Below are 14,638 nucleotides of genomic sequence, written 5' to 3' on the forward strand. Positions count from 1 at the left end.
TAAATTAATTTTCTTTATTTTCTAAATTCTCAAAAAATTCTATTGGGTCAGCAATAAATTTCATTGCATTTGAACTTTTGAAACCCTCCATAATATATTGCATTTCAGGTTTAAAGATTTCTCCTTTTAAATCAATCAAAACAAATTGATTTTTTTTACAGAAATTTAAAATTGCTTGGAGAACATTAGTAATATTGGATGCTTTTCGTAAGTCAATTCGAAACTGAAATTCTTCAATTTTTCTTTTATCATCACTTAAACAAATGCAGGCATCATTATCTTCATCGTTATTTTCGTTTCCTTTCCAATTCAAATAAATTTCATTGCCCCAGTTTGCTTTTGGAATAATTTGATCAAGTTCAGAAATAATCGAAGGAATGTCACCTTCAAAATTTTTCCAAAAAGAATTTGTCTCGGGTAAAAATTCTGTTTTATTATTTTTAAAAATGCATTGATAATTATTATCGATGGATTTTTCAGGAACTACGATTAAAAGGTATTGCCAAATTGCCATTTTTATTTTTTAGAATTGATTTCTGTAAACAAGTGATAAACCTTCTTTAATAGGGTTAATTTTAAAAATATAAAAATACTAAATAGTCAATAAGTCTTTAGTTTTTGACTAGTCCTAAATAATCGATACAGATTATTAGACAAATATATTTAATTAGACACCTGTAATATTTTTTATTGCAGGTGTTTTTCTTTTATAAGTTCTCATCTTTACTACACTTTGTTGATGCATTTGACTTGGAGTGAGCATATAATTAGAGTAATGTGGTCTTTTGTTATTATAAATATCAATTGCATTTTTCACTAAAACCTTCATTACAGCAAGTTTTAGATTAAACTTATCAATATTAAATTCTTGTTTTAAAATTCCATTTATTCTCTCAGCTACTGCATTCTCATAGGGATCAGAGTTTTGGGTCATACTACATTTTATATTGTTTTTATGTAATAGTTTTTGATATTCATCAGAACAATATTGTATTCCTCTATCTGAATGATGTATTAATGTTTTGCCTTTATCTCTGCGTTTTTTTATTGCATTTTTTAAAGCTGTTAAACTACTATGAGCATTCATATTATCTGCCACATTAAAACCCATTATTCTTTTAGAGTAAGCGTCAGTTATTAGACTTAAATAACATGGATTCTTTCTTTTTCCAATATAGGTTATATCTGATACCCAGACTTGCTCTGGTCTACAAATCTCTAACTCTAATATTTGATTTTGATGTTTTCTAAATCTATGATGAGAGTTTGTTGTTATATGGTAAGAACGTTTTGATATTATCAATAAATGATTTGCTCTAAGTATATCTATAAATTTATCTCGGCCTATTTTAAGTTGATTCAACTCGCTTTTTAAAAGATAATACAATTTTCTTGCTCCAATTCGAGGCATTGTATTTCTAATTTCCAAAACCATATTAACAACTTTTGAAGCCAAAAGCTTCTTATCGCAACTTTTTTTTACTCGACGATAGTAAACCTGTCTGTCAATCCCGAACAAAGTACAGGCAAACATTATTGTTTGTTGTTGTTCTTTTTTAAAATGGTCGATTGTTCGGGTGGTGAGTTTTTTCGAATGTCAATTTGATATTCTTTTTCTGCTATATCAATCATCATATCGAAAATAATAGCTTTTTTATCAGCAACGAAAGCCTGCTGTTCTAAAAATGCTCTTTGTTTTTCCAATAACTTCACTTTGGCTTCAAGTTCCATTATTTTCTGTTCAGGAGATTTTTGCATAAGAGAAGGTGTTTGATTGTCCCAATCAAAGTTACCGAATTTTCGAAGCCATTGAACAATTGTTGAACGTGATTGAATAGCATAATCTTTCTTAACTTGAGAAATTGAGGTTTTTCCCTGTTCTATTTCTTGAACAATTTGAAGTTTTAAAGACATACTGTAATCTTTCTGTGTACGCTTAACATAGCGCAATTCTTGATCTTTTTCCATAATGATACTTTTTGTGTATCGCTATTTCAGGACAAGACATTTTAATAATAAAAAAAAGCTATAATTTAGAGTTGTAGCTTTTTGTTTCATCGGTTATTCGTATGAATATAAAGTTTTTGTGGCAACAGGTTTTGCCTCAGGATAAAGAATATTGGTTTTTGTACGTTTTGATTCGGTTAAATAGCCATTTGTATCATAAACATATTCACAATCATATTTAATTTCATATTCTGTTTCGCCTCCGGATACAGCTTTCTCTTTCCAGTCTATTATATGCATCCAATTATAAATATAACATCTAAAAATAGGTTCACTAGAATAACTACCCGCTTTTGTGTAATCTTTTTTTACGGCTTCACGTAAAATTTTAATAATATTTTGAAGGAAGATATAAGCTTTAAATTTGACTTATTCTAAAAAGAATTAACTAGCGTAGATAATTTTTATTGTAAGATTAATGTCTTAATATTGCTCCGAAAATTTAAACCTTAATATTATTAATTACCTATTTATGAAATTTCCAAAACTACTATTTTTTTTACCTCTGCTAAGCCTGGTAATAACATCATGCTCCTCTGATGATTCTACTTCTGAGCCAGTTGTTGTAGAACCGCCGGTTATTGATCTGTCGAATCAAAAACTCGTTTCTTTTTCTTATCCTTATGATAAGTACATCGGAATTAGGCGTGATGATGAATCTTATGAATACGATAACGCAAATAAAATTGTTAAAGTAAAAGAAGGAGGATATGTTTATGGAATTACTTACGTGAATCCTGATTTAATTGAGGTTAATCAGTTAGAAGATAATGTTACTGGCCTTAAAATAAATGCAAAAACATCAATTCATTTAAAAGCTGGAAGTGTTGAATCAATTGTAAAAAACGAAATTATTGTATATGATGATAAAGATGAAATTTTTAGTGCTACTTCAGATTCAACAGTTTACATGTATAAAAATGAATATCTTTCTAATGTTAAATCATACAATAAAAATAAATATTACCCTAGTTACAGATTAGTTAATCAAGTAGATTTTGAAGAACATAATGGAAATATTACCAAAGCCGTAACCAAATCATTTCTATCGGAAATTAGTTACGCGATCAATTATACATATGATTCTGATGCTTATATAAAAGGTAGTGATTATACATATGAAACTCCGTTGTTTTATAGCTATTATACGCTTTATTCTGTACTACATGATAAATTTGGAAAAAAGAGCAGTAATAATATTATAAAAATAGATCATGAATATACTAATTTAGCGCCATATCCGAGATCTTTTAAAACAATGACCCTAAAAAGAACTTTGGATACTGAAAAGAGATTAAAAGAAATCATAGTATCAGGAACTACTTTTGATGATCTTAAAAATTATGTAGGTTTAGATTTTAAAGATGCTAAAGCTACTTTTACTTATAAATAATTGAAGAAAATAGATTGTTTTTTCTAAAATAAAAACCACAAATTGTACTAGCTATTTTTAGTACAATTTGTGGTTTTTTTTAGGTTTTATACTATCCCAAAAACGCCTTCAATTCCTCATAAGTCTTAATCTTCACACTAACTTTTTCCTCATTAATAACACTCTCAATTTGTTCCGGAATAGGAAGCGTAATACCTAAAGCAGGTTCAACAACATCCAGAAATTTAATAGGATGTGCAGTTTCTAAGAAAACACCAATGGCATTCTCGTGTTTTTGTAATTCTTTTTTCAAACCTAAATAACCAACAGCACCGTGAGGTTCTGCGATATAACCGTTTGTGTTGTAAATATTTTTGAGAGCTTCAAGCGTTTCTTCATCTGTATAACTATAAGAAGAGAAATCTTTTTCGAAAGCTTTTAAATCATTGTTGTATAATTCCTGAATTCTGATAAAGTTACTTGGGTTTCCAACATCCATGGCGTTAGAAATTGTAGCTTTAGAAGGTTTTGGGTCGTATTTTCCGCTTTCTAAGAATCTTGGTACAGTATCGTTTACGTTGGTAGACGCAACAAAATGTTCAATTGGCAAACCTAATTTCTTCGCCATAATGCCGGCGCAGATATTCCCGAAGTTTCCGCTTGGACAAGAAAAAACCAACGGTTTGTTTTGGCTTTTCAACGCTTTGTAAGCAAAGAAGAAATAGAACATTTGAGGCAGCCAGCGCGCTATATTAATAGAATTCGCCGAAGTCAGGTTTTTATGTGCTAAAGTTTCATCTAAAAATGCTTTTTTAACCATATCCTGGCAATCGTCAAAAACACCATCAACCTCAAGCGCTTTAATGTTTTTTCCTAAAGTAGTCAATTGTTTTTCCTGAATGTCGCTTACTTTTCCTGATGGGTATAAAATCACAACATCAACACCGTCAACGCCAAAAAATCCGCTTGCAACAGCTCCTCCGGTATCTCCGGAAGTTGCTACTAAAACGGTATTTTTACTGTCTTTTTTGTCTTTATTAAAATACGCCAGACAACGTGACATAAATCGCGCTCCAACATCTTTAAAAGCCATAGTTGGTCCGTGGAATAATTCTAACGAATAAATTCCGTTTTCAACTTCTACAACCGGAAAATCAAAAGATAAAGTATCTTTTATAATTTCTCTTAAATTGTCCTCAGGAATTTCATCGCCCACAAATTGCTGAATCACATCAAAAGCAATATCGTTATGGCTTAGATTTTCGATTACATTAAAAAATGCAGGATTTAATGGCGTAATAGTTTGAGGAAAATATAATCCTTTATCACTCGCTAGTCCTTGTATTACAGCTTCTTTAAAAGAAACTTCCGGGGCATTATGGTTTAAACTATAGTATTTCATGGTTTAATTTTAGATTTTAGATTTTGGATTTTAAATTTTAGAAAAAAGAGAATAGAGTATAGAGAATAGGCTTTTCTGTAATCATTTTTCAATTTTTAAATTCCAAATTCCGTTGGTTGTTTTTATTTAACCGCAAAGTTCGCAAGGAATTGGTTTCTTTTGAAAACGCAGAGTTCGCAAAGCTTTGTGGTAATGTTTTTTAATTTTAATAATTATTATTCAGCTTTTTTTGTCATTTCGACCGAAGGGAGAAATCGCACTAGAAACTCCGCACAGAAATTCGCCAATCTTTGTCGATTTACGAGTGTGATTTCTCCCTTCGGTCGAAATGACAAACTATATGTGTTATACTTTGTGTCCTACTTTGCGGGACTTCGACTTCGCTCAGTCTGACAAAAGAGGCTTACAATTTTTAATTCTGAATTTTTAATTTTTAATTCTTTTTACAAAATCCTAACTCCATCAGGATTAATTTTCGAAACATGAATTTCATATGGCAAATTCATCTTTTCATAAACATCGCTCATGGCTTTAGCAATTTGGTCGGCGGTATTTTTTCCTCTGCTTAAAGCAAAAATCGACGGACCAGAACCTGAAATTCCCGAACCTAAAGCGCCGTTTTCAAGAGCCGTTTGTTTGATTAAATCAAAACCCGGAATCAAAACGCTTCTTAAAGGTTCAACGATTTCGTCATGAAGCGACCTTCCAATCAAATCGTAATCTTTTGTGTATAAACCTGCTATTAATCCGCCCACATTTCCCCACTGCATGATGGCACTTTTTAGTGAAACGGTTTGTTTCAATACCGAACGCGCATCAGATGTTTTCAACTCAATTTGAGGATGAACCACAGTTGCGTACAATTCTTCCGGACTATCAATTCTGATAATATCAAGCGGAGCATAACTTCTTACCAAAGTAAAACCTCCCAAAAGGGCAGGAGCAACGTTGTCTGCATGCGCATTTCCGCTGGCTAATTTCTCGCCCTGCATGGCAAACTGCACCAAATCTTTACGGGAATAAGGTTTGCCTAATAATTCATTAATCCCGAAAACCGCTCCGGCAGAACTTGCAGCGCTGCTTCCAATTCCGCTTCCGGCTTTGATATTTTTATAGATTTCAATTTCGAATCCAAAAGTTATCGGTTCAAAATCTCTTTCATAAGCTTCTAACATGGCAATAGCCGCAACTCCCGAAACATTTTTTTCGGTTTCTAAAGGCAAATCGGCACCCACAATTTTAGTAATACGAACGCCTTTTTGATCGACTTTTCGAACAATCATTTCATCACCCGCATTGTCTAAGCAAAGTCCCAATACGTCAAATCCGCACGAAAGATTCGCGATAGTTGCCGGGCAAAATAGTTTTATTTCTTTCATTTCTGGTTGGTTTTGCCACGAAGGCACAAAGTCACAAAGTTTTTTTAGCTTTTGTGTTTTTTGCCGCGAAGGCGCTAAGACACAAAGTTTTTTTATTTTTTAAGACACAAAGTTTAGAAAACTTAAAAACTTTGTGTCTTGGTGCCTTAGTGGCTAATTATTTCCTATTCTGATAACGTCAGCAAAAATTCCTGATGCTGTAACCGCTGCTCCCGCTCCGGCGCCTTTGATCAATAAAGGCTGATCTACGTAACGATCTGTGTAGAACAATACGATATTGTCTTTTCCTTCTAAATTGTAGAAAGGATGATCTTTCGGGATGAATTGTAATCCCACGCTGGCTTTTCCGTTTTCGAATTGTGCTACGTATTTCAATCTTGAATCTTTGGATAGAGCTTCTTCATATATTTTTTCGAAATGAGCTGCGTGTTTGGTTAACGAAGCAAAAAAGTCTTCGTTGTTTGTTGTGTCCAAACATTCGGCTGGTAAGAATGATTCGTTGGCGATGGCATCAATATCCATTTCATAACCGCTTTCGCGAATAAGAATCAGGATTTTACGGGCAACGTCAATTCCGCTTAAGTCGATTTTTGGGTCCGGTTCTGTAAAACCTTGTACTCCGGCTTCTTTTACAACATCGTGAAAAGAATTGTTCTTATCAAAATTATTGAAAATAAAGTTCAAACTTCCGGATAAAACTGCCTGAATTTTATGCACTTTATCGCCAGATGCAATTAAGTTTTTTACTGTGTCAATAATAGGCAATCCCGCACCAACATTGGTTTCAAACAAAAATGGAGCATTGTACTGACGTGATAAACTTTTCAGTTTTTTATAATTATCGTAAGCAGATGAACAGGCAATTTTATTACAAGTTACAACGGCAATACTTTCTTTTAAGAATTTTTCGTAAGTTTCAGAAACCCTTGCATTTGCTGTAATATCCACAAAAATACTATTACGTAAATTCAGTTCTCTGGCGCGTGCTATAAATTCTGTCGGAATAGCGTGTTCACCTTTATCTAATGCCGATTTCCAGTCTTTTAAAGAGATTCCGTCCTCATCAAAAAGCATTTTTCGGGAATTCGATAAAGCAATAACGCGAACATTGATCTTTAAATTTTCTTTTAAAAACTTTCTTTGATTGTGAATTTGCTCGATGAATTTCTCACCTACATTTCCAACTCCCATTACAAATAAATTCAGCTGTTTGGTATTCTCTTCAAAGAAGTTTTCGTGTAATGTATTCAACGCTTTTTTAACGTCTCTTTCATTGATTACAGTCGAGATATTACGTTCTGAAGCACCTTGCGCAATAGCACGAATGTTTACGTTGTTTTTACCTAAAGTACTAAACATTCTTCCGCTTAAACCCTGGTGATTCTTCATATTTTCTCCAACCAAAGCAATAATACAAAGGTCTTTTTCTACAATGGCAGGATCAATTTTGTTTTGAAGAATTTCTACTTCAAAAGCTTTATTGATCGCAGCTTCGGCATTTTCAGCATCCGAATTTAAAATTCCTATACAAATTGAATGTTCAGAAGAAGCCTGAGTAATAAAAATTACATTAATTTTTTCCTGAGACAATACTTCAAACAAACGTTTTGATGAACCTGAAACTCCAATCATTCCCGGGCCTTCCAGTGTTACAAGAGAAATATTATCAATATGGCTGATTCCTTTTACAACAGTATCTTTTGATGAAACCTGATTAGAAATTAAAGTTCCTACAGCTTCCGGCTCAAAAGTATTTTTGATTAGAATGGGAATATTTTTTCTTAAAACAGGCTGAATCGTTGGCGGATACAACACTTTGGCACCAAAATGCGATAATTCCATCGCTTCCTGATAAGAGATATTTGCAATTGGCTGTGCTTGTTTAACGATTTTAGGGTTTGCAGTAAACATTCCGTTTACGTCAGTCCAGATTTCTAATTGTGATGCGTTAAGTGCTCCGGCAATTATGGCCGCAGTATAATCAGAACCTCCACGACCTAAAGTTGTAGTGATTCCGTCAGAAGTCTGAGCGATAAATCCTGGCAAAATATTGATTTGCGATTGATTTCCGCCAAAATATTCCTGAATCAATTGGTTCGAAACTTCAAAATTTACAACAGCTTTACCAAAGTTATTATTGGTTTTAATCAGTTCACGGCTGTCTTTGTAAACCACATCTTTATCAATTTGCTGATAAGCCTGAGCGATAATGTAAGACGAAAGCAATTCTCCAAAACTTAAAATAGTATCGGCAGTTCTTGGAGATAATTCGCCCAATAAAAAACAGCCGTCCAATAATGTTTCCAGATGATTGATGATTCTTTTTACATGACTTAACAAACTGCTTTGTTCGCTTACCGGAATAAGATCCTTTAAAGTATCAAGGTGTTTTTTCTCGATTTCTGCAACAATATCTCTAAAGCTTTCGTCGTTTGCTGCTGCTTTTGCTGCCGCTGACTGCAATAAATCCGTCACTTTGCTTAAAGCTGAAACAACAACTACTAGTTTATCTTGTTTAGAATTCTGGTTTATAATTTCGAGAACGAGTTTTATATTTTGAGCATTGGCAACCGAAGTTCCGCCAAATTTTAATACTTTCATTTTTGATGTTTTTTAATAAGGTGCAAAGATTTTGAGTAACAAAGGTTCAAAGATTATTAACTGTGAACTGAAACTAAAAACTGCGACTATTTTTTTCTTTTGTAAATGTTTTTTATGTACCCATCGTCTTTCTCCTTTCAGGAAAAAAGTATAGATAACCAAGGATTATATGTAAAATGTATACCCCTAAGGGGTAGTAGTAGTTGTAGTAGAAATTGTAGTAGCAGCAATTGCAACCCCGGTTAGAGTTGTCATTGTAGATTGATATTTTGTGCTGTTACTTTTCATTTTGATTTTTCAAAAGTACAGTTTTTTATAAAAGTTAAAAAACTGAAAAACCTTTTTACGAATATTTCAATAATTCAAATGTAAGGATTTTAATATTGAGTAATTGTTAAAATTAAAACTGTAAATATAGCTTATTCATATATTTAACGCTTTTTTTATTAAGGCTTTAAAAAAATAAAGTATTGATATTATTAAAAAACAGCTAAAAAACAAACGATTTTATCCTATATATTAAGTAGGGAATGTTTTTTTATATTTTAGAGACATCTGAAATTGAATTTTTTTCAAACCAAAGAACTGATTTTGGTACGATAAAGATTATGAAATAAATAAAGCAAAGAAGGCGAGATGCTATAAAATTTAATTATTATGAACAAATGTTGCTTTTTAATATTGATTTGCTGAATTTTGATGTCTTAAAATACAAACAACATGAGAGAAATCCATTATATAAGTACTGAAATCTTAACCTTAGAAGCTTTACAGGAAATAATAGTGAATCAAAAAGCACTTGAATTATCAGAGGAAGCGAAAGTAAATATTCAGAAGTGTCGTGATTATTTAGATAAAAAAATGGCTTCGCATTCTGAACCTATTTACGGTATCAATACAGGTTTTGGATCATTATGTAATGTAAAAATCTCGAATGAAAATTTATCAAAACTTCAGGAAAACCTGGTAAAGTCCCACGCATGCGGAACCGGAGAAGAAGTTCCTGCTGCAATTGTAAAGTTGATGTTGTTGCTTAAAATTCAATCTTTGAGTTACGGACATTCAGGAATTCAGTTGCAAACTGTAGATCGTTTGGTTGATTTTTATAATAATGACGTTTTACCTATTATATATACTCAGGGTTCTCTTGGAGCTTCAGGAGATTTAGCACCTTTGGCACATTTGTCTTTGCCTTTATTAGGTGAAGGTGAAGTTTTGTTTGAAGGAAAAAAAGTGGCTTCTGCAGAAGTTTTGAAACATTTTGACTGGGAACCAATCGTTTTACAGTCAAAAGAAGGTTTGGCATTGTTGAACGGAACCCAATTTATGAGTGCATACGGAGCTCACATTTTAATAAAAGCCTATAAATATTCTTATTTAGCTGATTTAATCGGAACAATTTCTTTGGAAGGTTTTGATGGACGAAGCGAACCTTTTAATGAATTGATTCATTTTATTCGTCCTCACAAAGGTCAAATTGTAACAGCACAGCGCATCAATGAGTTTTTAGAAGGAAGCGAAATAATTGAACAAGAGAAAAAACACGTACAGGATCCGTATTCTTTCCGTTGTATGCCACAAGTTCACGGCGCTTCAAAAGATGCGATCGATTATGTTCGAAAAGTATTCAAAACCGAGATCAATTCGGTTACCGATAATCCAAATATATTTATCGAAGCCGATCAGATTATCTCCGGCGGAAATTTCCACGGTCAGCCTTTGGCTTTGGCCTTAGATTTTATGGCCATTGCTTTGGCAGAACTAGGAAGTATTTCTGAAAGAAGAACATATCAACTGATTTCAGGATTAAGAAATCTTCCGGCATTTTTGGTAGACAATCCTGGATTGAATTCAGGATTTATGATTCCGCAATATACAGCTGCCAGTATTGCAAGTCAGAACAAACAGTTGGCAACTCCGTCAAGTGTGGACAGTATTGTATCCAGCAACGGACAAGAAGATCACGTAAGTATGGGGGCAAACGGAGCTACAAAAGCGTTACGTGTTTTAGATAATTTAGAGCGTATTCTGGCAATCGAATTATTGAATGCTTCACAAGCGATTGCTTATAGAGAACCTCTAAAATCAAGTGATTTTATCGAGATGTTTTTGAGCAGTTACAGAGAGGTAGTGCCGCTGGTTAAAGAAGATAGAATCCTGCATTACGACATAGAAAAAACCGTTGAATTCCTTGATAGTTTCCAAATTGAAAACGATTTGTTAACAATGGCTTAACATTGTAGAATATTAATGAAGTAATTTTGCACTATCAAAAATATAAAAATGTCAATAAACAGTATTTTCCAATTTTTAGTGCCGAAAGACAAGAAATTCTTTCCACTTTTTGAAGAAGCTTCAAGCAATTTAATTGAATTAGCTTCTAACTTACACGAAGCTGTAAATCTTCCATTAAAAGAAAGAGAAGTTCTTTTTCAGAAAATTGATGAATTAGAGCAAAGAGGAGAAGACATTACACGTCAGACCAATCTTGAATTGAGTAGAAACTTTATTACTCCGTTTGACAGAGAGGATATTCACACATTGATTACTTCTATTGACAACGTTGCAGATTATTTGCACGGAGCAGCAAGCAGAATGAGATTGTATCAGGTTGACAAGATTACAAAATCGATCAGAAAAATGACCGAAATCAATCTTGAAGCTTGTCAAAACATTGATAGTGCAGTAAAAGAATTGAGAAATTTAAAGAATTTCAAAGTCATAAAAGATGCTTGTGCCAGAATTAATAAATTGGAAAACAAGTCAGATAACGTTTATAACAAAGCAGTTTTTGAAATTTTTGAAAACGAAACAGATGCTAAAAATATTATTAAATATAAAGAAGTGTTATCTGTTTTAGAATCAGCAACAGATAAATGTAAGAGTGTTGCGAACATACTAGAATCTATTTCTGTAAAACATTCTTAAATTCAATTTATTTCATTCTGAAGTTATAATTTATGACGCTACTTATAATTATTATAGTATTAGCCTTAATTTTTGATTACATCAATGGTTTTCATGATGCGGCCAATGCTATTGCAACAGTTGTTGCTACAAAGGTTTTAACGCCTTTTCAGGCAGTTCTTTGGGCAGCATTTTTTAACTTTCTGGCTTATTGGGTTTTCGGATTTGGTGTTGCGGATACTGTTGCTAAAACAGCGCACACTATGGAGATTAACCTGGTAGTTATTCTTGCCGGTGTTATTGCAGCGATTTGCTGGAATTTATTGACGTGGTGGTTAGGGATTCCTTCAAGTTCATCACATACTTTAATTGGTGGTTTTGCAGGGGCAGCAGTTGCTCATGCGATCGCTGTACATGGTTTTTCAGGTTATATTGGTGAAGACGGAACTACGCATTATTGGTATCAAATCGTAAGCTGGTATAAGGCAGGAAAAGATGGCGGAATGCCTTCGGGAGTTCTTATTATCATTGCCTTTATTGTTTTGGCACCGCTTTTAGGAGCTTTGGCTTCTTATTTAATTTCGATTTGGTTATTGAATGCTTCTCGTAAAGTTATTGGGCCAAAAATATTTACAGTGGTTTTGATGATTGCTACCGTTTGGTTTGTGAGCAGTCTAATGGTGCCTTATGAAGAAATTCTTAAACATGGAAAACCTCGTTTTGATTCACATTTTTGGAGTGTAGCTTTCGATCCACACAATATTAAATGGTTTTTAGTAGCCTTTATTATCTTAACAGTAAGTGCTTTTTGTTTGATATTTAGTAGTTTAAATCTACATCAGGCAGATGCAGCTTTAAAGAAAATGCAATTACTATCTTCTGCGGCTTTTAGTTTAGGACACGGAGGAAATGATTCTCAAAAAGTAATGGGTATTATTGCTGCTGCTGTAGCGGTTTATATCAATACAAATCCGGGTGTTCATATGGCCGAGTGGTTAGATGTTGTATTGCCAAATGATGATTTAGGAATAAAAGGTGTAATGCCGGGATGGATTCCGTTAGCCTGTTATTCTGCAATTGCTGCAGGAACTTTAAGTGGTGGTTGGAAAATTGTGAAAACAATGGGTTCTAAAATCACAAAAGTTACGTCGTTTGAAGGTGTTGCTGCTGAAACTGCTGGTGCTTTAACGCTTTATTTCACAGAGCATTTAAAAATTCCAGTAAGTACAACGCATACCATTACAGGATCAATCATTGGTGTTGGATTAACAAAACGTGTTTCTGCTGTTCGTTGGGGAGTTACAGTAAGTTTAATCTGGGCATGGATTCTGACTATTCCAATATCAGCTATCCTGGCAGGTTTGGTTTATTATGTCCTAAGCGTATTTATTTAATGAAATAAATCAATTTAAATGTGAGATACAAATCATATTTATCAAAATACTTAAAAGCCAATTTCTACTCGAAATTGGCTTTTTTTTGTTTTTTAAAAACATCTTTTTGAATAATTATAAAGTAATATATTTGGCACAAATTCAACAGTCATTATGATAAATCAAAAAACTTCAGATCAGGTAGAAAGAATAAAAAAGAAGTTGCTCATAGCAAAAAATACAGATAAGGATTTAAAAGTATTTGGTGCAGACAGTCATAAATACTTTTTGGAAGAAACTGCAAATAACGATCAAATTTTAAAGTTCGAAAAAGACTATAATCTGGAGCTTCCTGAAGATTATAGAGCTTTTTTACTGCATATTGGTAATGGCGGAAAATCGTATCAAAATTCTGCCGCCGGACCCGGTTATGGAATATTTCCTTTGGGGAAAAATGTTGAAGAATTCATTTATGCCAATCCTGAAAAATATTTAAAAGAAGATTGTCAGCTGTATCCTAATATGACCAACGAATTCTGGGAAAATCTGACCAGAAATATTGAGGAGAATGATGAAATTTCTAATGAAGATTTTGAGGCGGAGTCAGGAAAAATATATTCAGGAATTTTGCCTATTGGTACTCAGGGCTGTTCTTATTATTATGGGATTGTTTTAAACGGTCAATTTAAAGGTCGGGTTGTGAACGTTGATCTAGATCGACAAAAGCCATTCTTTGTTTTCGAATCTAATTTTTTAGATTGGTACGAACGTTGGCTCGACGAAATTACACCTGAAAATGTAATGATCGATGAACCTGAGTTGTTTCAGTATACTTTAGGAGGTAGTGTAAGTTATATTTTGGAAGTGTATTTTTCTGCGCATGATAATGAAACCAAGATTGAAGGTTTAAATGGGATTTTAAAGAAAGAAAAAATAGCTTCAGAAGCTCTTTATGTTTTAGTAGCTCAATACAAATTAAGTTCAGGAGAAATTCAGAAAAAAATACTTCAAATCCTTACAAAGTTTGATTACCAAAGAGCTTATCCTTATTTGGTTGATTTTACAAAAGAAAGTTTACTAAATGTTTTTCAGTTTGTGTTTTGGTATGCAAAAGATAAGAGTTCAGATTGGCTGGATGTTATAAAATCAAATGCTGAAAATATTAGCGACGACGAAACCTTTAGTTTTTGTACTTATTTATTAAAGGAAATGAATATTGATTATGGCGATATTATTGTGCCGTTTACTTTTAATGAAAGTGAAAGTGTACGAATCAGTGCTTATTACTCACTTGGGCAATTAAAGGTTAAAAGTAATTATATTGATACTTTTATTAATGGTTTAAGTGATCATTCAAATAGGGTTATTCATATTGTATTGCAGGCTTTAGAAGGAGTAGAAGACAGAAAACTTTTAAAGCACTACAAATTGATAGCTGAAAAATTTCCTGTAGAAAAAGATTATATTTTAGTGAATCTCAATCATAGATTGAAAGCATATGGCCTAAATAATGAAACAATTAAGAAGGCTGATAATAATTTTGAAAACGATAGTAATGATAAAAAATGGTTTCAATTTTGGAAATAAAAAAAAGCTA

General features: G+C 32.8%; 12 protein-coding genes. 5 read left to right on the plus strand and 7 right to left on the minus strand.

Features of this window, described 5'->3' with window-relative positions; translation table 11 throughout:
• Nucleotides 1-4: 4 nt before the first annotated feature.
• The 4 genes from B0M43_RS12665 to B0M43_RS12675 form a co-directional block, all read right to left on the minus strand.
• The gene (locus tag B0M43_RS12665) at nt 5-514 is read right to left on the minus strand and encodes a hypothetical protein (protein WP_078008083.1); all 510 of its coding nucleotides are present in this window, start codon (nt 512-514) and stop codon (nt 5-7) included.
• A 153-nt stretch (nt 515-667) separates the two neighbouring features.
• On the minus strand, nt 668-1,534 hold the full coding sequence (locus B0M43_RS12670) for an IS3 family transposase (protein ID WP_210418029.1): 867 nt from the start codon (nt 1,532-1,534) through the stop codon (nt 668-670).
• On the minus strand, nt 1,534-1,968 hold the full coding sequence (locus tag B0M43_RS24635) for a transposase (protein WP_210418026.1): 435 nt from the start codon (nt 1,966-1,968) through the stop codon (nt 1,534-1,536). Before B0M43_RS24635 ends, B0M43_RS12670 begins: the two co-directional genes overlap by 1 nt.
• Before the next feature lie 93 nt (nt 1,969-2,061).
• Entirely contained in the window at nt 2,062-2,247 is a 186-nt protein-coding gene (locus B0M43_RS12675) for a hypothetical protein (RefSeq protein WP_078008082.1), read from the minus strand.
• 232 nt (nt 2,248-2,479) lie between these two features.
• Between B0M43_RS12675 and B0M43_RS12680 the strand changes: the two genes are divergently transcribed.
• Nucleotides 2,480-3,400, plus strand: a complete 921-nt coding sequence (locus B0M43_RS12680; protein ID WP_078008081.1) for a hypothetical protein — start codon at nt 2,480-2,482, stop codon at nt 3,398-3,400.
• Nucleotides 3,401-3,491: 91 nt separating this feature from the next.
• Here B0M43_RS12680 and thrC read toward each other — a convergent pair whose 3' ends face one another.
• The 3 genes from thrC to thrA all read right to left on the minus strand — a co-directional run bounded on the left by thrC (nt 3,492) and on the right by thrA (nt 8,761).
• Complete coding sequence (gene thrC / locus B0M43_RS12685) at nt 3,492-4,781, minus strand: threonine synthase (RefSeq protein ID WP_078008080.1); 1,290 nt, start codon at nt 4,779-4,781, stop codon at nt 3,492-3,494.
• Between the two features lie 443 nt (nt 4,782-5,224).
• Nucleotides 5,225-6,160 (minus strand): homoserine kinase, encoded by a 936-nt coding sequence (locus B0M43_RS12690; RefSeq protein ID WP_078008079.1) that lies wholly within the window; start codon nt 6,158-6,160, stop codon nt 5,225-5,227.
• Between the two features lie 153 nt (nt 6,161-6,313).
• A complete protein-coding gene (gene thrA, locus B0M43_RS12695) occupies nt 6,314-8,761 on the minus strand; it encodes a bifunctional aspartate kinase/homoserine dehydrogenase I (RefSeq protein ID WP_078008078.1) in 2,448 nt (815 codons plus the stop codon).
• Nucleotides 8,762-9,481: 720 nt separating this feature from the next.
• Between thrA and hutH the strand changes: the two genes are divergently transcribed.
• The 4 genes from hutH (at nt 9,482) to B0M43_RS12715 (ending at nt 14,628) form a co-directional block, all read left to right on the plus strand.
• On the plus strand, nt 9,482-10,996 hold the full coding sequence (hutH, locus tag B0M43_RS12700) for a histidine ammonia-lyase (protein ID WP_078008077.1): 1,515 nt from the start codon (nt 9,482-9,484) through the stop codon (nt 10,994-10,996).
• A 48-nt stretch (nt 10,997-11,044) separates the two neighbouring features.
• A complete protein-coding gene (locus B0M43_RS12705) occupies nt 11,045-11,689 on the plus strand; it encodes a DUF47 domain-containing protein (RefSeq protein WP_056250900.1) in 645 nt (214 codons plus the stop codon).
• 32 nt (nt 11,690-11,721) lie between these two features.
• The gene (locus B0M43_RS12710; protein ID WP_078008076.1) at nt 11,722-13,062 is read left to right on the plus strand and encodes an inorganic phosphate transporter; all 1,341 of its coding nucleotides are present in this window, start codon (nt 11,722-11,724) and stop codon (nt 13,060-13,062) included.
• Nucleotides 13,063-13,215: 153 nt separating this feature from the next.
• Nucleotides 13,216-14,628: an SMI1/KNR4 family protein gene (locus B0M43_RS12715; RefSeq protein ID WP_078008075.1), complete on the plus strand. Its 1,413-nt coding sequence runs from the start codon at nt 13,216-13,218 to the stop codon at nt 14,626-14,628.
• Nucleotides 14,629-14,638 lie beyond the last annotated feature (10 nt).

The sequence above is a fragment of the Flavobacterium sp. KBS0721 genome (genome assembly GCF_002007065.3).
Lineage (GTDB): Bacteria > Bacteroidota > Bacteroidia > Flavobacteriales > Flavobacteriaceae > Flavobacterium > Flavobacterium piscis.